Genomic DNA, 26,612 nt, shown 5'->3' on the forward strand with positions numbered 1-26,612 from the left:
GTTGGACCTTCAGGGCCTCAACGAAGAGGCGGTCTCGACGGCTGGGAAGCTGGGCGCGGACGACGCGGTCTCGCTGGGAGTAAGGAGCGCCGACAGGATGATCAGGTTCGCCAACAGCAGCGTCACGGTAGTCAACCAGGTCGAGGAAGCCGAACTGACGGTGTACCTCGCGAAGAACAAGCGCAGGGCGATCGCTTCCACGTCGAACCTCGACTCGTCGAGCGTGAAGAAGTTCGTCCGGGACCTGTTCGGTTCCCTCAAGGGGCTCCCCGTGTCGGAGTACGTCCCCCTGCCCGAGAAGGCGACCAAGTTCTCCGCGAGCAGGGTCAGCTATGACAAGAGGCTGGTCGACATGGGCGAGGCTCTTCCGGGCCTTGCGAAGAGCGCGATCGAGGCTTCGCACGAGGCCGGCGGCAAGAGGTCTGCAGGCGTCATCGACGCGGGTGTGGTGACCTACTCGATCCTCACATCGGCAGGGGCCAGGGGGACCGACTCGAGGACCGCCATCACTCTGAACATCCGCTCCTTCGCCCAGAAGGACGCCAGCGGGCACGGGCTCTCCTGCTCTTCGTCGCTGGCAGGCTTCCAGCCGGCCGAGGCCGGGAGGAGGGCGGGCCACGACGCGAAGAAGATGGTCGAGTCGTCCGAGCCTGAGGCGGGAACCTACGAAGTGCTCCTCAGCCCCACCGTCGCCTCGAACATCGTAGAGACGGTCGCAGGTGCCGCATCGGCCTTCGCAGTGGATGCTGGGACCTCCTACCTCGCCGAGAAGCTGGGTAAGAAGGTCGCTTCACGGGCGTTCAGCCTGACCGACCATGGGATCACTCAGGGAGGCCTCGGCGGGCGAGTCTTTGACGACGAAGGAAGCCCAACCGGTACGACCAAGGTGATCGAGAGAGGGACACTGAAAGGTTACTTCCACAACCTCACCACCGCGAAGAAGTGGAAGACGAAGACGACGGGGAGCGCGGGCCTTGTGACGCCGCACCCATGGAACATCGAGGTCGGCCAGGGGGACTCCAACTACGACGAGATGCTCAAGGAGATGAAGAGGGGGATAATTCTGACGAGCAACTGGTACACCAGGTTCAAGAATTATCGGACGGGCGAGTTCTCGACGGTTCCCAGGGACGGCGCATACTTGGTGGAGAACGGGAAGGTCGTGAAGTCGCTGAAGGGGATGCGCGCCGGGGGGGACCTGCTTCGTTTCTTCTCCTCGGTCAGGCTGCTTTCAAAGTCCAGGGAGTGGATCGAGTGGTGGGAGGTGGACACGCCCACGCTGTGTCCGTGGATGCTGGTCGACGGCGTCAAGGTCACAAGGGCCTACGAATAGGGCCTGGCTCACCAAAGCCTCAAAAGCCGCTGGGCGCGGAGCGGCCAACGTGTGGCCCAACATCCGGAAGCAGTTCGCAAGACAGGTCGTCAGGCCCGACGTAGTAAGGAAGATGATAGAGTGCGGGATGAGGGTCACTGAGGAGCTGAAGATCTACGTGGGCGACGTCGAGCTGGACTACTCCTCGGTCGCGAGAGCGGTGGGAGTCGACAGGAGGGTCGTCAAGCAGACGGTGGACCAGATCTGCAAGAACAGGTACCTTTACTCAATCTTCTCAAGGACGAGGCCCCTCGGCACCAGCCTGGTCGACCTCGTGTCTCAGCTGGGATACACGGCGCTGGTGGTCGAGGCTGACCCCAGGTCTCCGGGCGTGATGGCCGGGGTGGCAGCGATCCTCGCCAGGCATGGGATGGTCGTCAGGCAGGCCCTTGCTGATGACCCGGACATGGTCCAGGACGCCAAGATGACGCTGGTCGTCGAGGGCCAGCTTTCGGGGGAGACCATCGAAGAGGTCAGCTCCTTGAAGGCGGTAAAGAGCATCAAGATCCTGAAGTAGAATGGCGCGAGCCCACGACGTCGCGGTCATGCACGACTTCTATGTCGACAGGCTCGTGTTCACGTCCGACCTTGGAGACCTTACGGGAGCCATCGGCGCAAAGTCCAGGGAGGGGGGCGGAGGGATACATGGGGTCAAGCAGGCGGAGGTCAGGGGCGGGAACGCCGTCAACCTCGCACATGCGCTCGCACGCCTGGGACTGAAGACTCTGCTGATCACCCACTGCGATCCGCCCCACGTGGGCATGCTCGAGGCTGCATTCGAGGGCCTCGACGCCGAGTTGAGGATCAAGGACGGTGAGCCGGGCCTGACGGTGGCGCTGGAGGGGAGGACGAACGTGATGCTCTCCGACCCCGGCCTCGCGGGCGAGTTCGGGCCCGAGATCCTTGGGCCGGAAGACTGGAAGGGCTTGAAGTCGGCGAAGGTGGTCTGCTCCGTCAACTGGGCCGCGAACAGCAAGGGGACCCAGCTCCTCAGAGGGCTGAGAAAGAGGCTGGGGCCCGATGCGCGGATCTTTGTCGACCCAGCGGACTTCCGGGACAGGGGTGGAGACGTTCGCGAGCTCTTCGATTCTATCAGGCGCGGGGGGACGGCAGACTGGGTGAGCATGAACGAGCAGGAGGCAGTCTTTGCTGCAGGGACACTGGGTATTGGGAGTGCTTCGCGGAGGGAGCTCTGCAGCGGCCTCGCGAGGTGGTTGGGCGTGTCGTTCGACCTGCACTGCGAGGATGCCTCCTACACAAGCAGCGGGAGCAAGGTCTTCGAGGCGAAGACTCCCCGAGCGAACCCTCTTCGCCTCACCGGCGCGGGCGATGTCTGGGACGCAGGCACGATCTTCTGCAGGCTAAGAGATGAAGCGGACGAGGCGAGACTGAGGTTCGCCAACAGGGCGGCGCGGCTGTACCTGGCATCGAAGGAGGGCCTTCCTCCGACCGAGTCCGAGGTGAGGAAGGCTCGGTGACTACTTCTCGAGCATGCGCGAGAAGGTCCAGGACACCGTGCTCAGGATCTCGCTGAGCCTGGCCTTGTCCCTATAGTTCTCGACGGTAAGGCGTCCCACGAGTCCGTTCTTCTCCTCCACGTCGAAGCGCAGCTCGAGGCCCTTCGAGAGCTTCCCCGCCCTGACGAGCTCCTCGTCCTTCGTCTTCATTCCCTGCAGGATCTTGGTGACGAGGAATGACTTGAACGGCGGGGTGGCCGCCTTCAGGCCGACGCCGCCGACCGGCTCTACAGAGACGCTGTCGGGAGTCACCGCAGCAGTCGCGATGACCTCTCCGCCCTTGTCGCGCTTGATCTCTCGGACTTCAGGTGCCTCCCTCGGCTCTGCCATCATCTCGATGGCAGGGCGGAAAGTGGATGCCCTCAGTGTAGCGTCGACATACCCAAGCGTCTCCCTGAGCCTCCCGATCTCCTCCTCGTGCTCTGCTATCCTCTCCTCGAGCCAGAGCTTCAGTTCGGCGGCTTTCTTCAGTTCCACGTCCCCGGAAGCCATGGTTGCGCGGTCCTGAGCTGCGCACTAAAAAGATTAGCAGCGAGAGGGCCCATGATGGGAGGCGTGGGTGAAAGTGTTAAGACTCCAGGGCGGGCCGCCCGTGTCCCTTGCTGAGGCCGAAGCGTAGGACTGCGCTCGTCGCGGCCGCCTCATCTTTCGCGGCGGTCTACGCGGTACTCGGCCTTGTCCCGCTCTCCAAGCTGGTAGTAGGCGCCGGGTTCCTGTCGGCGAGCAAGGTCGTGGCCCCGATTGGAGGGATGGTCTTCGGGCCGGCCGTCGGAGGGCTCGCGGCCGTCGTCGGCGACTTCATCGACGTCGCGCTGGGGAGGATTGTCCTCGACGCGTTCGGGATTCCCATACTGGCCGCGGACGTGGCCATTGCCCTTACCGCTGGGCTTGCGTTCTCAGGAAGGAGGGTCGCCGCGGTGGTTGTGCCCGTCGCGGCCCTTGCCGTCTACGTCCTCGACCCCGTCTCGGTGCTGCTTGTCGCTGGGTTCCCGTTCGTTTGGTTCCACTCAGTCGGCTTCGTGCTGCTGGGCTTCGCCCTCCTCCTCGAGAAGAGGGGTGCGCTGTCGAGGCTGAGCCCGTTCTTCATAGGCGCGGTCGCGTTGTCTTCGGAGCTCTGCGGGCAACTTGTCGGCACTCTGGTCGGCCAGACCCTACAGGTTCAGGTCTACTCTCTGTTGAGCCCTGATGCCTGGGCTGCGAGGACTTCGATCGTCTTCTGGCTCTATCCTCCCGAGAGGTCGGTCTTCGCCGCCTTGTCGCTGCTGGTGGCGTACCCCGTGTTGAAGGCCCTGTCCAGGAAGGCCCCGGCGGATCCTAGAGTTTCCTGATGATCGCCCTGGCCATCTCTCTGGTGCCCGATTTGCCGCCGAGGTCGTAGGTGAGATGGGTCCCCTCCTTCATCACCGCATGGGTCGCGCCAAAGATGGCCTTCGCTGCCCTCTTCTCTCCGAGGTAGTCCAGCATCCACGCGCCCGAGAGGATCGTGGCCGTAGGATTCACCTTGTCCTTGCCTGCGTACTTGGGAGTGCTGCCGTGCGCGGGCTCGAACATGGCGTAGCCGTCACCGAAGTTCCCAGAGTAGACGACGCCGATGCTCCCGACGAGCCCCGAGGCCTCTTCTGACATGATGTCCATGAACAGGTTGGTCCCGACGATGACGGACCGATTGAACCTCTGGGGATTCTTCACCAGCTGCTGAGCGAAGTTGTCGATGAAGAGGTCCTCGAGCTCGACCCCTTTGTGGGCCTTGGCTACGCCCCTGACGGAGTCAAGGAACATGGTGTCGGTGACCTTCAGGATGTTGGCTTTCGAGATGGCAAAGACCTTCTTCCACCCCCTCCTGTCAGCCTCCTCGAATGCGAACTTGGCGACCTTCGTGGACTTGTCTTTCGTGATCAGCCTGATGGCAATCGAGACGTCGTCCGAGAGCTTGTGCTCTATCCCGGCATACAGGCCTTCGGTCGCCTCCCTGACAAGCACGAAGTCTACGTCGCCGAGGGGCCCTTTCTGTCCGGGGAAGGTCTTGACCGGTCTGACGTTCGCATAGAGATTGAAACGCTGGCGGATGCTGACAGCGACGCTCCGAGGCGTGCCTGGAATCGGGAGAGTCGTGGTCGGGCCCTTGAGGCAGCAGTCAGCCGACTCGAGGACCTTCCATGAGGCGTCTGGGACGAAGGTCGGGCCCTTGCTCTTTTCCCACCATTCAGACCCGGCTTCGCAGGTAAGAAATTCCGCGGATGTCCCCGCAGCTTTCAGGACTTCAAGGGTCGCTCCGACCAGCTCGGGGCCGGTCCCGTCCCCCTTGATCACTGCGACCTTCTTCAAGCGGAGGCCGCGGGGCTCAGGACGGGCTTAAACGCTTCGATGGAGCTAGCCTTCAATCTTGAAATCGTGATGCCTCCGCACAGCCGCCTCCCGCACTATGACCGAGTCGACCCGTGCGCGCGGGGGCCCCCTCCTCGCCCACTCCACCAGAAGAGCCACGTCGTATGGTTCCCCCTCCAGGTGCGCCTGTACGGAACCGTCGGCCAGGTTCTTGACCCATCCCCTCACCCCGTGCTGGGAGGCGAGGCGGGCCATCGAGGCCCTGAAGAGGACGCCGTGCACAAGGCCGTCGATGATCAGCATCTTTGCCACCTTCATCCAGGCCACCGGCCGGGACGAGGCGCGTGTTTCAAGCTGACGGGGGGCCGGGCCACGTGGAGGCGTAGGTCAACCGATAAATATGGAGAGCGGGCTCGAAGGGGCATGTCCGAAGTCAAGGTGGAAGCGACTGCCATCGAGGCTGAGATGTCTAAGATCATCGACCCGGAGCTCGGAAGGCCCATCACGGATCTGAAACTCATCGACAAGGTGCAGGTGGACGGCGGGCACGTGGACCTCGAGTTTCACCTGACAGCCCAATACTGTCCTCCCGTCTTCGCCTTGAAGATCGCCAGCGACATAAAGAAAGGGCTCCTCGCAGTGAATGGTGTGAAGGACGCGAAGGTCACCCTCAGGGGGCACTACCTCGCCGATGCGGTCAACAAGCAGGTCAACAAGCCTGCTCCAGTCCCACAGTAGCCCCTGAAGATCAGTCAAAGCATATAGAGAACTCGGACTTCTATAGAGTGTGAACGCCCGCAAGGTGCTGGAGATGGGGGGAGGGACGTATCTCGTCTCGATTCCAAAGGCGTGGGCGAAGAAGAACGGGATCACGAAGGGCGCCACGGTCTCGGTGGAAGAGCTCTCGGGCAGGAAGCTGCTCCTGAGACCCATCGAAGATGTCCAGGAGAAGCCAAAGGAGGTCGTGATCGAGTACCCCGGAGAAGACCTCGCCCAGGTGAGGAACGACCTCACTGGAGCATACCTGTTGGGTTACGACGTGATAAGGATCCAGGGGCGGAACGTGATCTCGAGAGAAGACAGGGCGGGGATCAAAGCCACGATGGGGAGGCTCGTGGGATTGGAGATCATGGACGAGGACTCGAAGAGGATGACCGTTCAGTTCCTCCTGGAGTCCTCGGCGATCGTGCCCGAGAGGATCGTGAGGAGGATGTCGGGCCTCCTCGAGGGGATGCTCAGGGACACGCTGGAGGGCCTCGCAAAGGGGGACAGGAAGCTACTGGCGATCGTCGGAGAGAGGGACGACGAGGTCGACAGATTGTACTTCCTCCTGGTGAGGGCGACGAGGGACGCGATAATCAGACCGGGGGTAGCAGAGAGCTACGGCCTGACGCCCGTCGACGTGCTTGACTACAGGGTGGTCGCCAGCTTCCTCGAGAGCGTGGGCGACGCGGTTACGGAGCTCTCCAAGAGGCTCAACGCGTCCCCCACTTCGAAGCAGGCCTCCAGGGCATATGGTTCGTGCGTCTCTCGATTGATTGAGATGAACGAGCTGGCCACCAAGGCTTTCATCTCGAGGCGCGCCGGGAGGCTCGGATCGCCGAACCTGAAGGTTCAGAGCCTTGCTGGAGAAGTGAACGCGCTGATAGCGGAGGCCTCCTCAAGGCAGGGCGGAGAAGGGAGCGGAGTCGCGGAGATCCTGGGCTCGCTGGACAGGGTCAGCAAACTTCTGGTGGACGTCTCCGACCTGGCAGTTATCACACACGCCACAGCGCAGTAGGTTCGGTGCCCGATGAAGAAGGCGATTCCTGCCAGCAACGCTTAATTATAGAAATCGTTCGGCTGCAATATGCCGAGATATCTCTTCGTGACTGGAGGGGTGATGTCAGGCCTCGGCAAGGGCATTACAACCTCCTCGGTTGCGAAGCTTCTCCAGCTCTCTGGCTTGAAGGTAAGTTGCCTCAAGATCGACCCCTACTTGAACTTCGATGCCGGTACGATGAACCCGTACACCCACGGGGAGGTCTTCGTGACGGACGATGGAGGCGAGACCGACATGGACCTCGGCAACTACGAGCGCTTCCTGAACGTCAACATGACAAGGTCCAACAACATCACGACAGGCCAGATCTACAAGAAGGTGATCGACGAAGAGAGGAAGGGCCGGTTCCTCGGGAAGTCTGTGCAGATCATCCCGCACATAACTGATGAAATTAAGCGCAGGATTCGCGAGCTGGCCGCTGCAGAGAGGGTCGACATCCTAGTCGTCGAGTGCGGGGGCACCGTGGGCGACATTGAGAGCCTGCCCTTCCTGGAGGCTTTCAGGCAGATGAGGATGGAGGAGGGCTGGGGACGCACTCTGTTCATGCACGTCAGCCTCGCCCCAGAGCTCTCGGTCGTAGGGGAGATGAAGACCAAGCCGACCCAGCACAGCGTTCAGGAGATGAGGAGGATTGGCATCCAGCCGGACGTCGCCGTGATTCGCGGCACCAGGCCCCTGCCCAAGGAGGCCAAAGAGAAGATCTCCCTCTTCACCAGCGTCCCGCTCGGGAGCGTGATATCAGACCCCGACGTGGCCTCGATCTACGAGGTTCCCAGGCTACTCGCGAAGGAGGGCATACTGAAGCCCGTCCTGAAGCAGCTGGGCACGAAGTCGAGGCCTAAGATGTCGAAGTGGAACGGCGTCGCCAGGAGGTTCGTCGGAAAGAGGAGGGAAGTAGACATAGCCCTCATCGGGAAGTACGCCAGCCTCTCCGACAGCTACGTGAGCGTCAACCAGGCTCTCGCCCACGCGGCGGCCGCGAAGGGGGTCAGGGCGAAGATTTCGTGGATCGAGTCGGAAGAGCTCGAGTCAGACCCGTCAAAACTGAAGCTCGTCGAAGCTCAGGACGGGATCGTCCTTCCTCAAGGTTTCGGGAGCCGGGGGATCGAAGGAAAGATTGCCGCCGCCAACCACGCAAGAGTGAAACAGATACCGTTCCTTGGGCTCTGCTTCGGGTTTCAGCTGGCGACGGTCGCTTTCGCAAGGAACGTCCTCGGATTCGAGGACGCCAACACGACTGAGGTGGCGCCGGAGACGAGGCATCCTGTGATTGACCTCCTCCCCGAACAGAAGAATGTCTCGGACCTCGGAGGAACGATGAGGCTGGGCGGGCACGATGTCTTCCTGGAAAGGCCAAGCCGGGCCTATGAGATCTATCGGAGCGCGAAGATCCGTGAGAGGCACAGGCACAGGTTCGAAGTCAATCAGAAGTACCTGAAGGCGATGGGCGAAAGGGGCCTGAAGTACTCGGCGTTCAGCGACGGCGGGAAACGGGCCGAGATCCTCGAGCTCGAAGGCCATCCGTTCTACATGGGGACGCAGTTCCATCCGGAGTACGTCAGCAGGCCCGAGCGCCCGGAGCCGATCTACTTGGCCTTCTTGGAGGCGTGCGCATCGGCCCCTCGTCGAAAGAGATCCTCGTAGGCATCAGAGACCCTGACCGCCAGCGTCGCTACCTCTCTCGCGCTCCTTCCGAAGAGGTAGGTGCTGGGCTCAATCCCCTCGCCGCCGCGGTCTACCACTGCCCAGAAGTCCGTCGCAGGGGCCTTGAGCCTCCGCTCGAGCGCAGCGGTGGCTGGGTCCCCTTCACCCCTCACGGACCGGCTCGAGACCTCGATGCTCTGCACGCGGGTTGTCGAGAGCGCACTCTTCATCTCGTTGTCGTAGAGCAGGTTGATGCAGGCTCTGAACTCCGGCCGCCTTCTCCTGGCAGTGAGCAAGAACTTCGACAAGTGGCTCGACGCACCTGCGGCGGGCGGAAGCACGCTCATGGCCCGGCCCTTGACGCGGACGATCCGCCCGGGGACAGCCACCACATCGTCTGGCGAGTCCGAGTCGAAGGCCAGGGAGGCCAGGTTCGCAGAGACCTGCGGGACTACCAGCGGGAAGGTGGCCGATGATTCGAGAATGCGGACGGCAGCCGAGACCTCAGCTACGCCGAGGGACCTCTTCTTCTCTACAGCCCCGTAAAGCTCGATGCAGACCTCGCAGTCGGCGAGGCCCGGATGGTCTGCCCTGTGCGGTCCGCACACGGACCCTGCCCCTAACAGTCCGGTCCAGATCGAGGTGAGGGCCTCGACGCCCTGTACCGGGCCGGCCAGGACCCCTTCCGAGATCCGTCCCACGTTCTCGTCAGCCTCCTTTCGGGACACCGAGAAACGCTCGAGGGTCGCGTAAGGCTTCTCTCCTTTTGATGAGAGGTAGTTGCTCACGGATGCCTGGGTGACACCGAGCAGGCTGGATATCCTGCTCTGCGACAGTCCCATGGACCGCAGGCGTCTCGCCACGAGAATCCTCATTGCGGGAAGATAAGACTCGACCATTAGTTCGTCCGGGGGCTGCAATCCTATAATCGACTTATTCACCAGTTTATAAGGGTGGTCGGACAGGCGAGCAGAGTGGGTTCAGGCCAGGATCCCCCCGGCGGAAAGAGGCACCCCGGCCCCGCAGTAGCCCTCTCTGTGGTAACAGTCTTCTCGTCTCTCATCGCGCTGGCGACCTTCCTTTCGATCAAACTGCCCGAGCCGCTCGGAGAGATTACCTGGGCCCCGCCGATCTATCTAGCCCTGGCCGTCCTCGCAGGGGCCAGGCCCGGATTCGCCGCGACAGCGATAGGGTCATTCGTCGGCGAGTCGCTGAACATCACCTACCTAGGGTGGCCCGCCATCTATGCGCCGGGCATCGTGTGGGCAAGAGCCCCGGAGGCGCTCATCGTAGCCTGGGCGAGCAAGAGGGGCACCAAGACCCTTGTAGCTGCGATGGTCGGAGCGACGGTCTTTGAGACGCTGGCCTTCTTCCTCCCCGATTGGGCCTTCTACACCTACGGCCTCTTCGGGTACGGATCGCCGACGGACGTGACTTCAGGTTTCTACGCTGCGAGCATAGACTTTCTGACCCTCCTCGACTTGGCATTCATTCCGGTCGCCCTGATCCTCGTCAAGGCAGCCGGGCCAGCCTTCAAGAGGCTCGGGTTCGACTAGGTCTCCGTCGTTGCGCCCAATGGGCAAGGCCGGGGTCTCGTTCATGAGAGACGCGATCTTCCCCAACCTGGGCTCGAGAAGCCCCCGCGTACTTGTGGGGCCGGGGAGAGGGCTCGACAACGCCGTCGTGGCCCTGAGGGGAAGGGACGTGATGATAGCGACCGTGGACCCCATTTCGATGGTCCCTTCGCTCGGGCCCGAACTCTCGGCGTGGCTCAGCGTCCACCTGATTGCCTCTGACTACTTCGCCTCTGGGACGAGCCCGACCTTCGCCACTTTCAGCTACAACTTTCCGCGCGCGATGGCGGGATCGGAGAGGGGCGGCTATCTGCGCGCGGTCGGCCGAGAGTGCGGCAAGCTCGGAGTTTCGATAATAGGCGGGCACACGGGCAGTTATCCAGGGGCTGCGTTCACCGTCGTGGGCGCAGGCTCGATGCTGGGCTTCGCCAGGCGAGGGGGGTTCGTCACACCTGCGATGGCAAGGGCAGGGGATGCGGTCCTGATGACAAAGCATGCGGCAATCGAGGGTGCCGCCACGCTCGCGCTCTCCTTCCCGGAGAGGGCCAGAGAACGAGTGGGCAAAGGCCTGGCCGTAAAGGCGGAGAGGATGATACGACTCTGTTCGACGGTCAGGGACTCCGTCGTGGCCGCTAGGGAGGGGCTCGGGGAGGGGGCTGTCACTTCGATGCACGACGCGACCGAGGGCGGGGTGATCGGGGGCCTGGAGGAGATGGCGGCTGCATCAAAGAAGGCGTTCGTGGTAGAAGAAGAGGCCATACCAGTATCGCCGGCCGCGAAGGCGGTGTGCGCCGAGTTCGGCCTCGACCCGTTGAGGACCCTCGGGGAAGGGGCGCTGCTCATCACTTGCTCGCCGGATAGCGTTGGTGGCCTCAAGGCAAGGATGGCCAGGGCCCGAATCGCGGTGGCGGAGTTGGGGGCCGTGAGGGCCGGGCGGGGGCTACTTCTCAGGCGGAAGGGAGGAGGCGAGAGCCTGGAGGGCCCGGTGGACGACCGCTATTGGGAGGCCTACGCTAGAGCCTCAAAGGGCCGCAACTAACGAGATTCTTTCAAATAACAACGCCTGAGGGGACCCACAGTAAGTTTGTCGTCGATTGAGCGCGCGGCCAGGATCCTGAAGACCGTCAAGGACGAAGAGTGGAGGACCCTTGCGGCCCTCGAGAGGATCGCCACGAGCTATGGCTCCGCCGACCGCGGGCGCCTGTCACGCTCGGCGAGGCTCCCCCAGGAGAGAGTCAGCTTCGCGGTGCAGGAGCTGGTGAAGAAGGGGCTCGCCCAACGGCGCGGGGAGGGGTTCGCACTGAGACAGGAGGGGGTCGAGGTGATGGCCCTGAGGGACTATGTGAAGAAGGACCTGATCTTCGCACTGGGGCCGGCAATCGCCAAGGGAAAGGAGTCTGACGTCTACGAAGCAGTGACCGAGGAGGGGACGAGATATGCGCTCAAGTTCTACAAGATAGGTCGGACCAGCTTCAAGCAGGTCAGGAGGAGGCGACAGCAGGAAGGCGGGGAGATCAAGAACTGGGTGACCGCCAACTATGAGGCGGCCAGGAAGGAGTACGAGGCCCTCAAAGACCTGGGCGGGCTGTCGCCTTCGTTCCCTGAGGTCATTTCCTACAGCAGGAGCACAGTCCTCTCGGAGCAGCTCACGGGGGTGAGGCTGTCGCAGCGCCCGGACCTGGTAGATGCCCGGTCCTCGGAGGCCTCTGTATTCGAGGCGATGAGGAAGGCCTACTTGGTCGCGGAGCTGATCAACGCGGACCTCAGCGAGTACAACATACTCACGGACGGGGAGAGGGTTTGGCTCATCGACTGGCCCCAGGCGGTCAGGGCGAACCATCCCAACGCCTCCGAGTATCTCAAGCACGACGTCGAAGCAGTAGCCACGTTCTTCAGGAGGGCGTTCGACGTGGAGATGGAACCCGCGAAGGCGCTGGCATACGTCCGGGGCGAAGCTTCTGCCCTAGAATAGCGGGATCTTCTTCTGAAGGATCATCTTCGTGACCTTCCGGATGTCCCTCAGGGACTCGTCCAGGATCGACAGGATGTCCGAGCGGACGGCCCCCATCCTTGTCCCCTTCTCCAGGACGACGGCGGCGCTCGCGATCAGGGGCTGGTCGATCGGCTTCCCGATCCTGCTGAGGACCCTTACGTAGGCCTCCCTGATTCCCCCGACCTCGTCGACGATCTCTCTTGCCGAGAGGATTGCGAGTGCGTTTAGGATCTTTCCGGTGTGGTTCACTGGGTTCTTCCCTGCCGTTGCCTCCATGGAGTACTGGCGCATCGGGGAGATGAGCCCATTGACCCTGTTGCCGCGCCCGGTGTTCCCGTCGTCGCCCTGCTCCGCCGAGGTCCCTGTGACCGTGAGATAGTAGTCGCCCCGCTTCAGGTCGTCGGCCGCGTTGAGCTTGTACCTTACGTCGAGGTCCACGCCTTCGGCCAGCTTGTCGATCTCCTTCCCCACGTCGCCGAGGACGCTGACGTAGTGGCTCGCGTTGGGGATCAGGGGAGAGACCATCGCGGCGGCTACGGTGAGCTCGAGCCTCTTCCCCTTCCTCATCCCCATGACCTTGACGTCCTCGCCGACCTCCGGGTACTTCTTCTTGAACGCCGCAGAGTTGAGCCTGTTCTCTATTCCAAGGACGAGGCCCTCGGTGGGGGTAAGGGGTGCGAATCCCACGCCGATGGAGGTGTCGTTGGAGACGGGCATCACCCCCTTCCTCATGAAGACGGAGACGAGGTCGGGCGAGCCCTGCTTGATCTTGGTGTCGATGACTACGTGCCTGTCGGGGTCGAGGAACCGCATGGTCTCCTTGACGAAGGAGCGGATCGACTCTCTTGCTATCTCCTCCACTGGGATGAGGACGTTCTTACCTTTGAATGGGACTGTCTCGGTCGCCCTTCCCGCGACCATCAGGTAGATCGGGGTGCTCACCCTTCCGCCCCCGAACTTGGCAAGGGACTTTCCGCCGACCAGGATACCCTTGTCGACGTTGTGGTGGAGTATCGAGCCGAATTCGCCGAGGTAGTGAGAACTCAGACCCAGCGAGACGGCTTCGCAGGCGCCGTCGATTAAGCTGTCCGGGTGTCCCTTCCCCTTTCTCTCTACTATCTCTACTTCGAAGTCTCTGACGCTGTGGCCCTTGATTTCCTCAGCGTGGAGGGACCTTTGCGCCAAAGGTAGGCCTCCCTAGAGTCTGTCCTCTATCCTGATGTAGAGGACGTTGTTGCCCCTTATGACGACCTTCCCATAAGTTGCGATTTTCGCCCCGTTCTCCGTCTCCTCTGCGTCGACGAGGATGACGTTCATGTACGGGTCGACGTTGGACATCTTCCCTCTGTACTCTATCTCGCTCTTTAGGCGGACGGCGACCTGCTTGCTCGTTGCTTTTTGGAGGACGCTTAGAGGACGCTTTGCTTGGGGCTGGGCCTGCGGTTGAGGATTCACGTCGTGCTTTTTCGCAGGGCGAAAATCACAGTTAAAAAGCAATCGGTGCGATTCGCGACATGAAAGAGGGACTTGGAGGGCTGAAAGATTGGGTGGAGATGGACGGGGCCGAGACGGCCGAAAGGGCCTCCTCCCTCTGGTTCAGCCCGAGCGGGTCAAGGAGCCTGGACGAACTGCTCGGGGGAGGATACCGGGCAGGGCGGGTCGTCGAGGTCTTTGGTAAGAGCAACAGTGGCAAGACCCAGATCGCCATGCAAGCGGCACTGTACTCCTCGATCAAAGGCAGGAGGACTCTGTTCATAGACACGGAGGGCTCGTTCAGGCCAGAGAGGATCGCAGAGATCGCTGCAGCCAGAGGCCTGACGAAGAGCGTTGTCCTTGAGAGCATAGTCTATCTTCGGGCGACGACCATGGCCGAGCAGGAGGAGGCGGTCATGCGGGCCGCTGAGAGAGAGCTGACGTCGGAGTGCGAGTTGGTGATAGTCGACAGCCTCACCAAGAACTTCACCCTCGAGCTCCCAGGAAACGCAAACCTCGCGAACAGGCAGGGAGCCCTGGGAGTCCATCTCAGCAGGATGGCCAGGGACGCCATAGTCAACGAGAGGGCCTATCTTGTCACGAACAGGGTCACCTTCGGGTCGCGAAGCGAGGTCGAGATAGGGGGAAAGACCGTGGACCAGCTGGTCCATGGGTCGCTCTGGCTTGAAAGGTCGGGCGGCTCGCTAAGGGCAACAGACACGCGCACCGGGAAGATAGCTTCGCTCTCGCTGGGAATCGCGGGAGTAGAGTAACGCCCTTAGGACGTGCAGAGCCCGGCGGGCGAGGACCCACCGAGGGTGTTGTTGTCGCACTTGTCGTTGGAGTAGGTGTTGGCGGTGCCGGCGGTCCCTGTCCCGACCGAGTCGTCAGCATAGCCATACCCGGAGTTCTTGTTTGCCTTGTCGTCGCCAAGGGTCGAGGTCACCGAACTGACCAAGTGGAAACCGCTCCCGGTGTTGCTGTTCGCCTGGTCCTTCATCAGCGAGTTCGAGGACGACCTCTCTACCAGGAACCCGCCGCCCGTGTTGGCGTTCGCGTTGCTCTTGCTGATGGAGTTGGAGTTGGACGAGTTGAGCAGGTGGAAGCCTACTCCGACGTTCCTGTTCGCGCGGGCCTTCTCGATGAGGTTCGTGGAGGAGTTGAAGACCCTGAATCCGTCGCCGCCGTTCCTGTCGGCGCTGGCGTCCCTTACCGCGTTCGACCCGGATGAGAGGATGGAGAACCCGCCGACGGTGTTCCTGTTGGCGTGGTCCCCTTGCAGCGTGTTGGAGTTAGAGCCCGCAGCGAGAGTGAAACCGATCCCGTTGTGATCCGCGTCGTTGTTCTTGAGGGTGTTCGATGAAGAGGTCTCGAACCTGAAGCCGCCGGTGTTGAACTTTGCGTGGTTGTTCCTCAGAGTGTTGTGAGATGAACTCTGAAGGAGGATGCCGTACCCGGTGTTGTTCCTGACCGCGTTCTCGCGGAGCACGTTGGTGTCGGAGCCGGAGGCCAGGTGGATTCCGGAGCCGCCGTTGTGTATCGCCTTCCCCTCTCCCAGGGTGTTGGAGGTCGAGGACTGCAGGAGGAAGCCGTCTCCGCCGTTGGAGGAGCCCCTGTCGGCCTTCAGGACGTTGGTAGCCGCGCTGAGGAGCTTGAAGCCGTTGGCGACATTGTCCGTCGCGATGTTGCCCTTCAGGGTGTCCATGCTGGAGGCCGACACCACGAAGCCGTCGGCCTTGTTGTTCGTCGCCGAGTTCTTCTCAAGCTTGTCGTTGTTCGAAGAGTTCGTCACCAGGAAGCCGATCGAGTTGTTGGTCGCCGTATTGTGGCGTATCCTGTCCTTTGTTGATCCTACCAGCTCGACACCGTTCACGAAACCATTCACTGTGCAATTGCCGACGGTCACGTTCTTGAATCCAGAAATGGAGATGCCTGCACCGACCCCGTTACCTTTCACCAGGTGCCCGGCGCAGTCGAGAGAGATGTTGTCCGCGCCGATGATGAGACCGTCCCCTGGGCAGGGGCCGACGTCTGCCGCGAGCGCGACTGACAGGGTAAGAGTAGAACCGCAAGCAGGAGGGACGGCATGGACCGACACGGGCACGATCGATAGTGCGGAAATCAGGAAGAGCCCGACAATCGCGGCAGGAGTAAGCCTACCGAATCTCCCGGCAGACATGGAGACTCGTTAGAGGTTTACAGATATATAACAAATGTGGAACAGTGTTCTTACTGGCTCGCACGACGAGCCTCTCCATTGATGCGCGGGATTTGACAATCGATACAACAGATTTTGTCGTCTGGTCTTATTGAAGGTTAAATACGCTACAAGGCTCGTGCTCTCGAGCAAGGTCTTGTACGAAGGCGTTTCTTCAGTGCTCCAGTCCCTTAGGGACTCGGAGGTGGACGATGCGAAGAGCAAGCTCGCCGCTCTCATCCCCGCGGCGCGAAACGAGCGAGAGAGAGGGAGCCTTCTCGCAGCGAGCGGGATCCTCGCGAGCATCACGAAGGCCAAGGACGGGACCCTACAGACGTGGTCTCCGGAGAGAGTTTCGAGGGCCGCCAGTTCCATTAGCGGGAGCCAGATGTCAGACGAGTTCGACCAGGGGTACGCAGAGACCCTAGTCAGCTACTCGAAGCTCACGCCGACGCAAGCGTAAAGAGCAGTATCCACGTAAACAGGAAGAGCATGAAGTATCCTAGCAGCCCGGTCGTGTACATCTTGCTCGTGCTCTGCTTGTCCAGGTTTCTGAACCAGAAGAACCTGGCCACGTAGTAAGAAGCAAGGTATCCGATCAGCCCGACCGTCAGGCCGCTAGTGGGGTCGACCCCGAAGATGAAGTGGGCCCCGGCCCCAGCCAACACCCCCAGTAGAATCCGCGTCCAATAGAGCTTATCAAACTGGGATGAAGGCACAGCGTTCGTGGCAGAACTATCAGGCTTCGAAGTCTTGGCGCTCGTCAGAGAAATCGATTTGGCGCTTCGAGGTTCGTACATTAATAACATTTATTCGCTCGGCGAGTCGCAAGTCCTCAGGCTGAGGCGCCCCGAGGAGGGAGACCGCTGGCTGGTCGCGTCGCCCCGGCGCGGCGTCTGGGTCTCGACCAAGGTCTCAGAAAGGTCAGAGACCTCGCCTTTCACTTCGAAGCTGAGGGGCGAGCTCGAGAGGGCCAAGTTTCTCAGCGCCTCGCAAGCGGACCTCGACAGGGTCTTCGTGCTGGAGTTCGAGGTCGGAGAGGGGAGTAAGAAGCTCGTTGTGGAGATGATGCCCCCAGGGAACGTAGTCCTCGTCGACGACGATGGGAGGATAGGCCAGGTCTTGAGGGAGGTCCGCTCCCCTTCGAGGAGGTTGGTCAAGGGAGGCGCTTACTCACAGCCCTCGCAGAGGAGGCTGAGCCCAATTCAGGCCAGCCCAGCCGAGGTCGCGGCTGCGCTCGGGAAGGAGAGTACGGTCGGAAAGGCATTTGGGAGGAACTTCTCGATACCGAAGAAGTACGTCGCCGAGACACTGGCGAGGCTGGGTCTCAAGGACGAAGACCCGTCGAGCCTCCTCGCGGGCAGGGAGCAGGAGGCCGCGGAGGTCCTGGCGAGGATCGTCTCGGCCGCAAGGAAGTCTCCCAGCCCTTGCGTCTGCTCTGTCCAGGACGGCGAGGACATCTTTGCTGTCGAGCCGCGAGCGTTCCCGCTAGTCAGGAAGGGTGCGTCGTTGTCGGAGTTGTGCGACGACCTCCTCCTTGCCGATGTGGAGTCAGACGGCGTGGAGCCCGAAGCCCAGGTGGACGAGAGGAGGCGCCAGGCCGAGCTGACGGTCATGAAGCTTGAAGCCGACGCGAAGAGACTGGAGGAAGAGGCCAGGGGGACAAAGGCCAGAGCTGTGGAGGCTGCGAAGTCAGAGTCTCTTGCTGAGGCCCTGAAGTTGATGGAGGCCGCCGGGCTTCGCCCCAGGCGCGCCCCCTCCACAGCTGCGGCTGCGGCTTCGCTGCTCTACGATGAGGCGAAGAGGCTCGAGGAGGGAGCGCGAGACTCGCTCGCGGCCGCGAAGAGGATAGGAAAGAAAGCAGGCGCCATCCCTGAGAAGGTCCCCTCTAGAAGGAAGGTGCTGCCTAGGAGGCACTCCGAGTGGTTCGAGAAGTTCAGGTGGTTCCGGACAAGTGGGGGCAAGCTTGCCCTCGGGGGGAGAGACGCGGGCTCCAACTCACTTCTCGTGAAGAGGCACATGGCGGAAGGGGACACCGTCTTTCATGCCGACCTCTTCGGCTCGCCCTTCTTCGTCCTGAAGGAAGGAAAGAACCAGAACGACGCGGAGGTCCGCGAGGTCGCGCAGGCGACGGCCGCCTTCAGTAGCGCCTGGAAGACAGGGCTCGGGGCGGCGGACGCGTACTGGGTCGGCCCTGACCAGGTGTCGACCGCTGCGCCGAGCGGGGAGTTCCTCTCGAGGGGGAGCTTTGCGATCAAGGGGAAGAAGAACTACGTGACCCGCAACATCCTGGAAGTGGCCGTGGGCCTCGACGAGCGCGGCAGGGTCGTAGCAGGGCCCGAGTCGGCCCTAGCTCCAGGGCTGAAGGGATACGTCATCCTGAGGCCGCACAAGGAGAAAGGCTCGGATACTGCGAAGAAGGTGCTCAAGGAGCTCCAAGCCTTGGCCGGTGAGGAACCTGTTGAGGCCACGCTGGACGAAGTCGCGAGAGCCCTGCCCACTGGTGGAGGCAAGGTCGTCAGGAAGGGCACCGAGAGCAGGGCCCCAGGCAGAAGGCCCCAGTCTGACACCTAGACGAGGGAGTCAGCGACGATCTCGGCCACGTCCCTGACGTCCATTCCCGTGTTCATCACCTTGGTCGTGTCCTCGAACATCGACATGCAGAAAGGACACTCGGTGGCAATCTCCTTCGCGCCCGTCGAGGCAGCCTCCTCAGTCCTGATACCGGCGATCGAACGCTGCTGAGGCACCTTGAACCAATAGTTGGAACCCCCCGCCCCGCAGCAGAACGTCTTCTCCTTGCGCCTCCCCATTTCCCTCAGGTCCGACACGGCAGCCCCCAGGACGGCCCGCGGCTCGTCGAAGACGTTGTTGTACCTGGCCGCGTAGCATGCGTCGTGGAGAGTCACGGAGATCTTCTGGACCTTGTCCGGGGGGAGGCTGATCCTTCCGTCGCGGATCAGGTCCGAGATGAGCTGAGTGTGATATACGACTTCGAACTTCCCGCCGAACGCCGGATACTCGTTCTTGAGGGAGTTAAAGCAGTGCGGGCACGAAGCGATCACCTTCTTGACCCCGTAGGAGTTCATCTTCTCTACGTTCTGGATCGCGAGCTCCTGGAACCTGCCCTCCTCTCCCAGGCGACGCGCGGGGTCCCCAGTGCACATCTCTTCGGGACCCAGGATCGCGAACGAGAGCCCCGCCGACTTCAGTATCTTGCCAAGGGCCTTGGCTATCCCCTGCGCGCGGGTGTCGAAGGATGAAACGCACCCGACCCAGAAGAGGTACTCCGCGTCCCTGTTGGCGGCCAGGGTGGGGACTCCGAGGCCTGAAGCCCAGTCGGCCCTGGCGGACTGCCTGAATCCGTACGGGTTCTGGCTCTGGGCCAGGTTCGAGAGAAGCGAGGTCTTCTCCTTGTCGAGCTTGGTCCTGCTCACGAGCTCGCGCCTAAGGTCGTAGACCACGTCCAGGTGCTGAACCCCGACCGGACAGCTGCTCACGCAGGCGCCGCAGGAGGTGCACGACCAGAGCTCGTCATCGCTCGCGAGGGAGAAGGGGTCTGTCTCCGGGCCCGACTCCGCGAGCAAGCTCATCTTGCGGACGAGGAGCCTGGGCGAGAGTGGGCGGCCGGCCTCGGTCGCCGGGCAGGCGGCTTCGCAGGCTCCGATTTCTACGCACGAGTCAAAGGACAGGCGGTCGGACGTCCGAAAGTCAGAGTAGGTCCTGACCCCGGCCCTGATCTCTGAGGCGTCTGTCTTCCCGGAGATGACGTCGGCCAGGTTGAACGGAATGGTCATCGTGGATAGGGGCCTGTCGTAGGTCGACAGCAGGTTGACAGTGGGGCGAGCATAGTAGTAAGCTACGAGCAGGTTCCGGACTGAGCCAAGGATGGCTCCCGTCGCCCACAGCTGAGGGATCCAGAGGACTGCAAGCTCGGAGGCGGTCAGGGCGATGGCGGCCATGAGGACCAGCTGGAGGGCCGTGGAAGAAGACGAAAGTCGGGCGTCCGTGCGGACGAGGTCTCTCTCGACCCGCTTGCTCCTGCCGAACCTCTCAATCCGCCAGGCGAAGGCGGCCACCAGCCCCACGAGGATCGGGAGCGACGCAATCAGGATCAGGAGCCGCAACGCCGGGGCGAGACCAAGGACGGGGTCGAGCGCGAAGGCCCCTATCGAGAGGCCGACTCCCGCCGCTATCGAGAGGTGCATCAGGAAGACGGGCTCCCCCGTGGAGAGGCGGCCCAGCTCGTCCTTGGTGAGCCCGAGGAGACGGCCCGGCCTCAGGCTGGAGGGGGACTTCGCAGACTCCCGGAGGACGGCGAAGATGGCGACAGCGACGCTGGCGAGGAAGCCGGCGTAGACCGCCGCGTATGCGAGGTCGGGAGGAGCCACTCGCAGAGGCCGAGCGGTACTCGGCTTATAGGCTTGCCAGAGGCGAGCATCAGGTCCGCGACGAAAGCGCCGCGGCCAGGGCAGGCACCACCTGATAGAGGTCTCCGACGATCCCGTAGTCAGACGCCTGGAAGATGGGCGCTTCCTTGTCGGTGTTGATCGCGACCACCACCTTGGAGTCCTTCATCCCTGCGATGTGCTGGAGCTGCCCCGAGATCCCGACCGCGATGTAGAGCTCGGGCCTGACCGTGACCCCCGTCAGGCCGATGTGGTGCTCCTCCGGGAGCCATCCTAGGTCGGACGACAGCGGCCTCGAGCACCCGAGCGCCCCTCCGAGGAGGCGCGCCAGCTCTTCGAGAATGGGCAGGTCTTCTTTCTTCTTGACCCCTCGTCCCGCCGATACTATCACCCTCGCCCTCTTCAGGTCCACGGAGCCGGAGGCCTTCGGGGCCCTCTGGACCGTCCTGGTGAGCCGCCTGACTTCCCCTACGTCCAGTTCCACGGTCCCCCCCTCCTTGGTCGAAGCTCTGGCAAAGGACCCGGACTTGACCGTAGCGACGCATGGGAGGGTGGCGCGGACCCTCGCGACGACCCTTCCTCCGAAGGCCCCCCGCTCGCCTGTGAGGGACTTCCCGTCGGTGGCGAGTGAAGTGGCATCGGAGATGCACCCAAGGCCGAGCTTCGCGGCGAGGCGGGCCGCTACCTCCCTTCCGTCTCTGGTGGCTCCGACCAAGACCGCGACAGGTCTCGCACTCTCGAAGGCCCGGTTCATCGCCTCGGCGGCCACCTCGGGGCTTGTGGCGTCTCCCCCGCCTACGGTGAGGACCAGCCTCTCGCCTGGGCTCGCCGAGCCCCGCGGGCGTCCTACTTCCACCAAGACCGGGGTCGCGCCCAGTTCCTTCCCCAGAGACTCGGCTGCGGTGTAGAGCTCGCTGGAGAGATCCGGGGACTCCGAGTACGCCCAGATTGAGGGACCCTTCACTGCAGGACTCCGTCCTTCCTCAGGGCCTCGAGGAGCTTCTTCGCAGCCTCCTCGGGGGCGCCCTCGAAGATGACGTGCTTGCGACTGACCTGCTGGACGCGCATTCCGGTGACCTGCGCCGCTCGCTCGGCCGCGGGCATGGCCGGCGACGACTCCTCAATCGGCTTCTTCGCGGCCTGCATTATCTGGATCAGGGTGGGGTACCTCGGCTCGTTGATCTCGCTGACCACCGAGACCACCGCCGGCATGGGCGCCTCGACGGTCTCCACAGCCTCCTCGAGAGCCCTCTCTGCCACTACCTTTCCTTCGCCAGCTTCGATCTTTCGGGAGTAGCCGACGTAGGGGAGGCCCAGCAGCTCGGCCAGCATGGGAGGGACCTGTCCCGTGTATGCGTCAGAGGAGCCTTCGGAGCAGACGACAAGGTCGAAGGGGCCGGCCCTGGCTATCGCGTCGGACAGCAGCCTCGCCGTGCCCAGGGTGTCGAGCGCGAAGGGCTGGGAGACGACCAGCGTCCCTCTGTCAGCGCCCATCGCGAGGGCCTCCTTCAGGGACTTCTTCGCATCCGGACCCCCGACAGTGAAGACCACTACCTCTCCACCCAGCGCGGCGCGGACCCTGAGAGCTTCTTCGACCGCGTTCTTGTCGAAGGTGCTCATCTTTGTCGCTGCCCCTTCCAGCTGGGGTCTGCCCGAGGGGTCGACCCTCAGCTCCGCCTCGTCGAGCGCCTGCTTCACGCAGACTGCTATCTTCATCCGGAGCGCGCCAGTTCCCTGCCGGCGATGAGCAACCTCAATACATCGGAGGTCCCCTCGCCTATTGTAAGGAGCCTGGCGTCCCTCCAGTGCCTGTGGACGTCGTCGGTGGTGTACCCGTGCCCTCCGAAGAGCTGGATGGCAAGGTCGCAGACCCTGACGGACATCTCGGTAGCGAAGACCTTGGCCTGGGCAGCCTCAGACGAGTACTCGGCCCCCGACTCCCTTGCCCTGGCCGCGTGCATGCACAGCAGCCTCCCGGCGGTTATCCCTGTCCTCATGTCGGCTATCTTCTCCCTCGTCAGCTGGAAGTCGGAGATGGGGGAGCCGAAGGCCTTCCTTTGCTTCGTGTAAACCAGGGCCTTTTCGAGGGCGACCCTTGCGATCCCCACGCAGAGTGACCCCATCACGATTCTGCTGCCGCTGAGCATCTTCTTGGCGTACTCGAAACCCTGGCCCTCGGTGCCCACCAGCGCGCTTTCCCCGACCTCGCAGTCGGAGAAGCGGACCTCGGACGTCCTCGACCCGCGCATCCCGAGCTTGGGGAGGTCGGCTCCGAAGCTGATGCCCGGGTTGGACTTCTCGACTATGAAGCTAGAGGGCCCCTTGTCGGTTGCCGCGAAAACGAAGTAGACGTCCGCCTCGCCCGCGTTCGTTATGAACGACTTCGACCCGTTGAGGACCCACCCTTTGCCAGACCTCTTCGCCCGGGTCGCCATGGACTTGGCGTCGGACCCCGAGGTTGGCTCCGTGAGGCTGAACGATGCGACCTTCTTCCCCGAGATGATGTCCGGCACGTACTTCCGCTTCTGCTCCTCGGTCCCGAACTGAAAGATCCCTTCGGCCGCGGTGTTGTGGATCGCGACGCTCAATGCGAGGCCCGCGTCCGAGTAGCCCGCGAACTCGGCCGCCAGCACGTAGATTCCGAAGGGGAGCCCGAGGCCCCCGTACTCCTTCGGGAAGGGAATCTGGCAGAACCCCTGCGCGAGCAGGCCCTCCCTGCTGGGGGCCATCTTCAACGAGCCGTCGTCGATCCCCTTCGAGCGCGGAAGGACTTTACCCTCCATGTAGCCTCCGAGCGCTTCGAGGATCGAGGCGTACTCCTCGTGTTCTGGATAGTTGGACTTCAGCAGGAGCCTGTGCTCAGGGCTCAGGAGGGGCACTGAACTTCAGGCGCGCCCCCGGTCGGAGTCATTTAATCGTTCTTGTGAGACGATGAGAAATTCTAAAAGAAGTCGGGGCGCGGGGCGCCGCGTGGCGCTCGCAGACAGGCTCGCAGGATACGCTCTTTCCGTAGACTTCAGGTCCCTCGACTCCAGGACCGTCAAGGAGACGAAGGCGCGCATGGTCGATGCGCTCGGGTGCGCGATCGGCGCATACGGGGAGGCGCCTGCGAGGGCTGCCCGGAGGGCCGTCTCGAAGCTCTCCTCTCGCGGGCCCTCGACCGTCTTGGGGTCCGGAGCGGGGGCGCCTCCTGACCTTGCCGCCTTCGCCAACGGCCTGATGGTCAGGTACTTCGACTTCAACGACACCTATCTTTCGAAGGAGCCCGCCCACCCGAGCGACAACATCCCGCCGGTGTTCGCGGTGGCCGAGGCCGAGGACCTCGGGGGCAGGGAAGCGATCGCAGCCGCGGTCGTGGCCTACGAGGTCCAGTGCAGGCTCTGCGATGCGGCGGACATCAGGCACCGCGGATGGGACCACGTGAACTACGGCCTGGTCTCCACGTCCCTTGCGGCAGCGAAGCTGATGGGCCTGGAGGCGGGCAGGGCCGCGCAGGCCGTCAACATTTCCTTGAACTCGCACATCGCGATGCGGCAGGTGAGGGCGGGGGAGCTCTCCATGTGGAAGGGGGCCTCCTTCGCGAACGCAGCCAGGAACGGGGTCTTCTCGGCCTATCTCGCGAGGGAGGGGGTCACGGGCCCGACTCCGGTCTTCGAAGGGGAGATGGGCTTCTTCAAGCAGGTCTCAGGGCCCTTCAGGCTGGACGTCGACAAGTTCGGAGGGCGGCTTGGGAGGTTCAAGGTCAACGAGACCTACATCAAGTTCTGGCCGGCGGAGTACCATGCCCAGACCGCGGTCTGGGCCGCGATCGAAGTCATGAAGAAGGCGGGGCGCGCAGGCCAGATCAAGGAGGTGCTCGTCGAGACGCACGAGGCCGGGTACACCATCCTTGCGAAGGACAGGGAGAAGTGGCGGCCTGCTACAAAGGAGACCGCGGACCACAGCCTGCCGTACATGGTCGCCATGGCCCTCCTGAAGGGAAGGGTAGACAACGAGACCTACTCGGAGGAGAACATCCATGACGAGAAGAACCTCGACATGGTGCGAAGGGTGAAGGTAGTCGAGGACAAGAGGCTCACACAGATGTACCCCGCCGGTGGGATGCCCAACAGGGTGACTGTGACCATGGCAGACGGGCGGAAGGTCTCCTCCCAGGTCGATTTCCCACGGGGGCACCCGCTCAACCCCATGACGAAGCTGGAAGTAGAGGCAAAGTTCCTGAACCTGACGAGGAAGCACCTGGGGGCGAAGAGGGCGAGGAAGGCGCTCGATGAGCTCTGGCGCCTCGAGACGGCCAGGGACCTCGAGCACGTGCTGGGGCTCCTGAAGGTCGCCGGGCGCGGTTCAAAGGCTTAAAGCTCAAATTCCTGCGGGTTTCATCGTGAAGCTCGCGCTCGGCTTCAACCCCGTGATGAGCGCCGCCGAACTGTCCAGGGTCGCGTCCAAGGCCGAGGAGTTGGGATACGACTCGGTCTGGGTGCACGAGAGCCTCTTCCAGAGGGACGTAGTCACGTACCTGTCGTCGATGGCCCTCGCGACGAGGAGCCTGCGGGTCGGTTCGGGGATAATCAACACCTACACAAGGCACCCTGTCGCGGCTGCGTCTACGTTCGCGACCCTCTCCGAGCTGGCAGGGGGGAGGGTCATCTTCGGCCTGGGGCTCGGGAGCTTCCCTACGATACCGCTCATCGGCCATCAGATCTTCCCAGTGGACAAGTCGAAGCCTCTGAAGAGGGTTCAGGAATACCTGGAGGTCGTCAGGAGAGTCTGGGGAGGGCAGAAGGTCGACTTCGAGGGCGAGTTCTTCAAGGTCCACAACCTCACCATGGGCTTCAAGGTGGAGCAGAAGATCCCGATCTTCGTAGCCTCGCTGTCGCCGATGATCCAGTCATACGCCGGCGCGAACGCGGACGGGGCGATCCTCTCTCCCGCGCTCAGCACCGTCAAGGCGACCGAGGCGATGGTTGCCAACGTGGCCCGCGGCGAAGGGCGGAAGGGGAGGAAGGTTGAGAGGGCCTCTTACATGATGACGTCCCTCGACCCTGACCCGAAGAAAGCGGTCGAGGCGGTGCGCGATTACTACTTCTTCGTCTATCAGCTCTCCGAGGTCGTAAGGCCCGAAGCCCTGTCCCCCTACGGCGTGACCCCGGAGAGGCTGGCGCCTATGAAAGAGGCCTGGAAGAGGGGCGACCTGCCCGAGGCCAAGCGCCTCGTCCCCGAGGAGGCGATCGAGGCATTGACCTTGTCGGGCGGAGTGGACCATGCCAAGGACCGGCTTGCAGAGTACGTCAAGACCGGGGTGACCCTGCCCATCCTGATGCCGATAGGGAACGTCGAGTTCGCGATGAGGGCCATGTCCGGGGGCCCTGCGTAGTTGCAGTTCGCGCTGTTCACGAGGCTCGTCAGGGCCCAGTTCGCCCCCATAATGGTGGGGCCAGTCCTGCTGGGGGCGGCTCTCGCCTGGCACCTCGAAGGCGCGTTTTCCCCTTGGCTCTTTCTGTTTGCGCTCCTGGGCTCCGTGTGCCTGCTCCTCGCGGCGAATGCCATCGACGATGTCTACGACTACCAGAGCGGCACAGACGCTGTCGCCGAGAAAGCCTTCCCCCCTGACGCTCCCGGCTGGAAGCCAATCCCGAGGGGAGTCGTCACGGTCAGGTCGGCGTACCAGGTCTCCTTCGCTCTTTACGCCCTCTCTATCTCGATAGGGGTCGGGCTCTCCCTGGTCGTCGGCTGGTACGCGCTGGGGATCGCGATTCCCGGGATACTCCTCAGCTACTTCTACACTGCGCCTCCCCTGCGCCTCGACTACAGGGGCCTGGGGCTCGGGGAGCTTTCGATACTCTTCAGCTTCGGCCCCATCCCTGCCCTGGGTGCCTACTACGTGATGTCCGGACACTTCTCCCTCCTTCCACTCCTTGTGGCCCTTCCGTCAGGGCTGCTGACCGTCGCCTTGCTGGTGTCCCACGACCAGATCTTCTACGACGTGTACAAGGAGTCGGGCAAGAGGTCGCTCGCCGTGGTGATCGGGAGGAAGAGCGCTTCAGTCTTGGTCACCTCCCTCGCCGTTGGAGCATTCGTGCTGCTCCTGGCGCTGGTCGCCGCTGCCGTCGTCCCGGTCATGGGGCTCCTCGCGCTCGGGGCGCTCCCCCTGCTGGTCGCAGTCTTTGATGTAAAGGGCGAGGAGAGGACCGTCCCCGAGTACGGGCGGAGGACGACCAGGGCATTCGTCTTGTCGACTGTATTCACGCTCCTCCTGTCCGCAGGGCTCGTCCTCGCCTGAGAGGGT

Annotated in this window: 28 protein-coding genes; 16 read left to right on the forward strand and 12 right to left on the reverse strand. The window is 62.8% G+C overall.

The window, feature by feature from the left end; translation table 11 throughout:
- Position 1 precedes the first annotated feature (1 nt).
- The 3 genes from HY247_02435 to HY247_02445 are packed head-to-tail and all read left to right on the forward strand — an operon-like array spanning position 2 to position 2,850.
- Positions 2–1,333, forward strand: a complete 1,332-nt coding sequence (locus HY247_02435) for a TldD/PmbA family protein (GenBank protein QQG49188.1) — start codon at positions 2–4, stop codon at positions 1,331–1,333.
- A gap of 49 nt (positions 1,334–1,382) precedes the next feature.
- On the forward strand, positions 1,383–1,889 hold the full coding sequence (locus HY247_02440; protein ID QQG49189.1) for a hypothetical protein: 507 nt from the start codon (positions 1,383–1,385) through the stop codon (positions 1,887–1,889).
- A 1-nt stretch (position 1,890) separates the two neighbouring features.
- On the forward strand, positions 1,891–2,850 hold the full coding sequence (locus HY247_02445) for a carbohydrate kinase family protein (GenBank protein ID QQG49190.1): 960 nt from the start codon (positions 1,891–1,893) through the stop codon (positions 2,848–2,850).
- On the opposite strand, the gene HY247_02450 is transcribed toward HY247_02445, so the two are convergent.
- Positions 2,851–3,381 carry a hypothetical protein gene (locus HY247_02450; protein ID QQG49191.1) on the reverse strand — a complete coding sequence of 177 codons (531 nt, stop codon included), beginning with the start codon at positions 3,379–3,381 and terminating at the stop codon, positions 2,851–2,853.
- 107 nt (positions 3,382–3,488) lie between these two features.
- Here HY247_02450 and HY247_02455 point away from each other — a divergent pair, with 107 nt between their 5' ends.
- Positions 3,489–4,217, forward strand: a complete 729-nt coding sequence (locus tag HY247_02455; GenBank protein QQG49192.1) for a hypothetical protein — start codon at positions 3,489–3,491, stop codon at positions 4,215–4,217.
- Here the strand turns inward: HY247_02455 and HY247_02460 are convergent.
- Positions 4,204–5,214 carry an isocitrate/isopropylmalate dehydrogenase family protein gene (locus tag HY247_02460; GenBank protein ID QQG49193.1) on the reverse strand — a complete coding sequence of 337 codons (1,011 nt, stop codon included), beginning with the start codon at positions 5,212–5,214 and terminating at the stop codon, positions 4,204–4,206. The two genes, HY247_02455 and HY247_02460, sit on opposite strands and share 14 nt — an antisense overlap.
- Positions 5,215–5,259: 45 nt before the next feature.
- On the reverse strand, positions 5,260–5,532 hold the full coding sequence (locus HY247_02465) for an acylphosphatase (protein ID QQG49194.1): 273 nt from the start codon (positions 5,530–5,532) through the stop codon (positions 5,260–5,262).
- Positions 5,533–5,637: 105 nt separating this feature from the next.
- Between HY247_02465 and HY247_02470 the strand changes: the two genes are divergently transcribed.
- From HY247_02470 to HY247_02480, 3 genes are all read left to right on the forward strand, one after another.
- Positions 5,638–5,952 (forward strand): DUF59 domain-containing protein, encoded by a 315-nt coding sequence (locus HY247_02470; GenBank protein ID QQG49195.1) that lies wholly within the window; start codon positions 5,638–5,640, stop codon positions 5,950–5,952.
- Between the two features lie 49 nt (positions 5,953–6,001).
- A complete protein-coding gene (locus HY247_02475) occupies positions 6,002–6,994 on the forward strand; it encodes a phosphate uptake regulator PhoU (GenBank protein ID QQG49196.1) in 993 nt (330 codons plus the stop codon).
- A gap of 69 nt (positions 6,995–7,063) precedes the next feature.
- On the forward strand, positions 7,064–8,680 hold the full coding sequence (locus HY247_02480; GenBank protein QQG49197.1) for a CTP synthase: 1,617 nt from the start codon (positions 7,064–7,066) through the stop codon (positions 8,678–8,680).
- Here the strand turns inward: HY247_02480 and HY247_02485 are convergent.
- Positions 8,623–9,600, reverse strand: a complete 978-nt coding sequence (locus HY247_02485; protein QQG49198.1) for a hypothetical protein — start codon at positions 9,598–9,600, stop codon at positions 8,623–8,625. The two genes, HY247_02480 and HY247_02485, sit on opposite strands and share 58 nt — an antisense overlap.
- Positions 9,601–9,654: 54 nt before the next feature.
- On the opposite strand from HY247_02485, the gene HY247_02490 reads away from it, so the two are divergent.
- The 3 genes from HY247_02490 to HY247_02500 are packed head-to-tail and all read left to right on the forward strand — an operon-like array spanning position 9,655 to position 12,226.
- Positions 9,655–10,236: a hypothetical protein gene (locus tag HY247_02490; GenBank protein ID QQG49199.1), complete on the forward strand. Its 582-nt coding sequence runs from the start codon at positions 9,655–9,657 to the stop codon at positions 10,234–10,236.
- Positions 10,237–10,246: 10 nt separating this feature from the next.
- Positions 10,247–11,293 (forward strand): AIR synthase, encoded by a 1,047-nt coding sequence (locus tag HY247_02495; GenBank protein QQG49200.1) that lies wholly within the window; start codon positions 10,247–10,249, stop codon positions 11,291–11,293.
- A gap of 45 nt (positions 11,294–11,338) precedes the next feature.
- Positions 11,339–12,226, forward strand: a complete 888-nt coding sequence (locus HY247_02500) for a hypothetical protein (GenBank protein ID QQG49201.1) — start codon at positions 11,339–11,341, stop codon at positions 12,224–12,226.
- On the opposite strand, the gene HY247_02505 is transcribed toward HY247_02500, so the two are convergent.
- Entirely contained in the window at positions 12,218–13,432 is a 1,215-nt protein-coding gene (locus HY247_02505; GenBank protein ID QQG49202.1) for a methionine adenosyltransferase, read from the reverse strand. The two genes, HY247_02500 and HY247_02505, sit on opposite strands and share 9 nt — an antisense overlap.
- A gap of 12 nt (positions 13,433–13,444) precedes the next feature.
- Positions 13,445–13,702, reverse strand: coding sequence for a ribonucleoprotein (locus HY247_02510; GenBank protein ID QQG49203.1), 258 nt, complete (start codon positions 13,700–13,702; stop codon positions 13,445–13,447).
- A gap of 59 nt (positions 13,703–13,761) precedes the next feature.
- Here HY247_02510 and HY247_02515 point away from each other — a divergent pair, with 59 nt between their 5' ends.
- Positions 13,762–14,493, forward strand: coding sequence for an AAA family ATPase (locus HY247_02515; protein QQG49204.1), 732 nt, complete (start codon positions 13,762–13,764; stop codon positions 14,491–14,493).
- Positions 14,494–14,498: 5 nt separating this feature from the next.
- Here HY247_02515 and HY247_02520 read toward each other — a convergent pair whose 3' ends face one another.
- Entirely contained in the window at positions 14,499–15,899 is a 1,401-nt protein-coding gene (locus HY247_02520; GenBank protein QQG49205.1) for a right-handed parallel beta-helix repeat-containing protein, read from the reverse strand.
- A gap of 130 nt (positions 15,900–16,029) precedes the next feature.
- Here HY247_02520 and HY247_02525 point away from each other — a divergent pair, with 130 nt between their 5' ends.
- Positions 16,030–16,380 carry a hypothetical protein gene (locus HY247_02525; GenBank protein QQG49206.1) on the forward strand — a complete coding sequence of 117 codons (351 nt, stop codon included), beginning with the start codon at positions 16,030–16,032 and terminating at the stop codon, positions 16,378–16,380.
- On the opposite strand, the gene HY247_02530 is transcribed toward HY247_02525, so the two are convergent.
- Positions 16,361–16,585, reverse strand: a complete 225-nt coding sequence (locus HY247_02530) for a hypothetical protein (protein QQG49207.1) — start codon at positions 16,583–16,585, stop codon at positions 16,361–16,363. The genes HY247_02525 and HY247_02530 overlap by 20 nt on opposite strands.
- A 58-nt stretch (positions 16,586–16,643) precedes the next feature.
- On the opposite strand from HY247_02530, the gene HY247_02535 reads away from it, so the two are divergent.
- Entirely contained in the window at positions 16,644–18,491 is a 1,848-nt protein-coding gene (locus HY247_02535) for an NFACT family protein (protein ID QQG49208.1), read from the forward strand.
- On the opposite strand, the gene HY247_02540 is transcribed toward HY247_02535, so the two are convergent.
- The 4 genes from HY247_02540 to HY247_02555 are packed head-to-tail and all read right to left on the reverse strand — an operon-like array spanning position 18,488 to position 23,205.
- Entirely contained in the window at positions 18,488–20,308 is a 1,821-nt protein-coding gene (locus tag HY247_02540) for a (Fe-S)-binding protein (GenBank protein ID QQG49209.1), read from the reverse strand. The genes HY247_02535 and HY247_02540 overlap by 4 nt on opposite strands.
- A gap of 49 nt (positions 20,309–20,357) precedes the next feature.
- Positions 20,358–21,290: an electron transfer flavoprotein subunit alpha/FixB family protein gene (locus tag HY247_02545; protein QQG49210.1), complete on the reverse strand. Its 933-nt coding sequence runs from the start codon at positions 21,288–21,290 to the stop codon at positions 20,358–20,360.
- Positions 21,287–22,042, reverse strand: a complete 756-nt coding sequence (locus HY247_02550; protein ID QQG49211.1) for an electron transfer flavoprotein subunit beta/FixA family protein — start codon at positions 22,040–22,042, stop codon at positions 21,287–21,289. The genes HY247_02545 and HY247_02550 overlap by 4 nt, the downstream gene beginning before the upstream one ends.
- Positions 22,039–23,205 carry an acyl-CoA dehydrogenase family protein gene (locus HY247_02555; GenBank protein ID QQG49212.1) on the reverse strand — a complete coding sequence of 389 codons (1,167 nt, stop codon included), beginning with the start codon at positions 23,203–23,205 and terminating at the stop codon, positions 22,039–22,041. Before HY247_02555 ends, HY247_02550 begins: the two co-directional genes overlap by 4 nt.
- Positions 23,206–23,296: 91 nt before the next feature.
- On the opposite strand from HY247_02555, the gene HY247_02560 reads away from it, so the two are divergent.
- From HY247_02560 to HY247_02570, 3 genes are read left to right on the forward strand one after another with little or no spacing between them, the layout of a single operon-like run.
- Positions 23,297–24,682 carry an MmgE/PrpD family protein gene (locus HY247_02560; protein QQG49213.1) on the forward strand — a complete coding sequence of 462 codons (1,386 nt, stop codon included), beginning with the start codon at positions 23,297–23,299 and terminating at the stop codon, positions 24,680–24,682.
- A gap of 25 nt (positions 24,683–24,707) precedes the next feature.
- Positions 24,708–25,700 carry an LLM class flavin-dependent oxidoreductase gene (locus HY247_02565; GenBank protein QQG49214.1) on the forward strand — a complete coding sequence of 331 codons (993 nt, stop codon included), beginning with the start codon at positions 24,708–24,710 and terminating at the stop codon, positions 25,698–25,700.
- Positions 25,701–26,606: a prenyltransferase gene (locus HY247_02570; protein QQG49215.1), complete on the forward strand. Its 906-nt coding sequence runs from the start codon at positions 25,701–25,703 to the stop codon at positions 26,604–26,606. It begins immediately after the preceding gene.
- Positions 26,607–26,612: the final 6 nt, after the last annotated feature.

The organism is archaeon, from assembly GCA_016432545.1.
In the GTDB taxonomy this organism is placed as follows: domain Archaea; phylum Thermoproteota; class Nitrososphaeria; order Nitrososphaerales; family Gagatemarchaeaceae; genus UBA183.

Coding starts and splice junctions, on each gene's coding strand:
- HY247_02465 (QQG49194.1), bottom strand. CDS start 5,532: ATGAAGGTGGCAAAGATGCTGATCATCGACGGCCTTGTGCACGGCGTC.
- HY247_02550 (QQG49211.1), bottom strand. CDS start 22,042: ATGAAGATAGCAGTCTGCGTGAAGCAGGCGCTCGACGAGGCGGAGCTG.
- HY247_02470 (QQG49195.1), top strand. CDS start 5,638: ATGTCCGAAGTCAAGGTGGAAGCGACTGCCATCGAGGCTGAGATGTCT.
- HY247_02480 (QQG49197.1), top strand. CDS start 7,064: ATGCCGAGATATCTCTTCGTGACTGGAGGGGTGATGTCAGGCCTCGGC.
- HY247_02450 (QQG49191.1), bottom strand. CDS start 3,381: ATGGCTTCCGGGGACGTGGAACTGAAGAAAGCCGCCGAACTGAAGCTC.
- HY247_02520 (QQG49205.1), bottom strand. CDS start 15,899: ATGTCTGCCGGGAGATTCGGTAGGCTTACTCCTGCCGCGATTGTCGGG.
- HY247_02515 (QQG49204.1), top strand. CDS start 13,762: ATGAAAGAGGGACTTGGAGGGCTGAAAGATTGGGTGGAGATGGACGGG.
- HY247_02445 (QQG49190.1), top strand. CDS start 1,891: ATGGCGCGAGCCCACGACGTCGCGGTCATGCACGACTTCTATGTCGAC.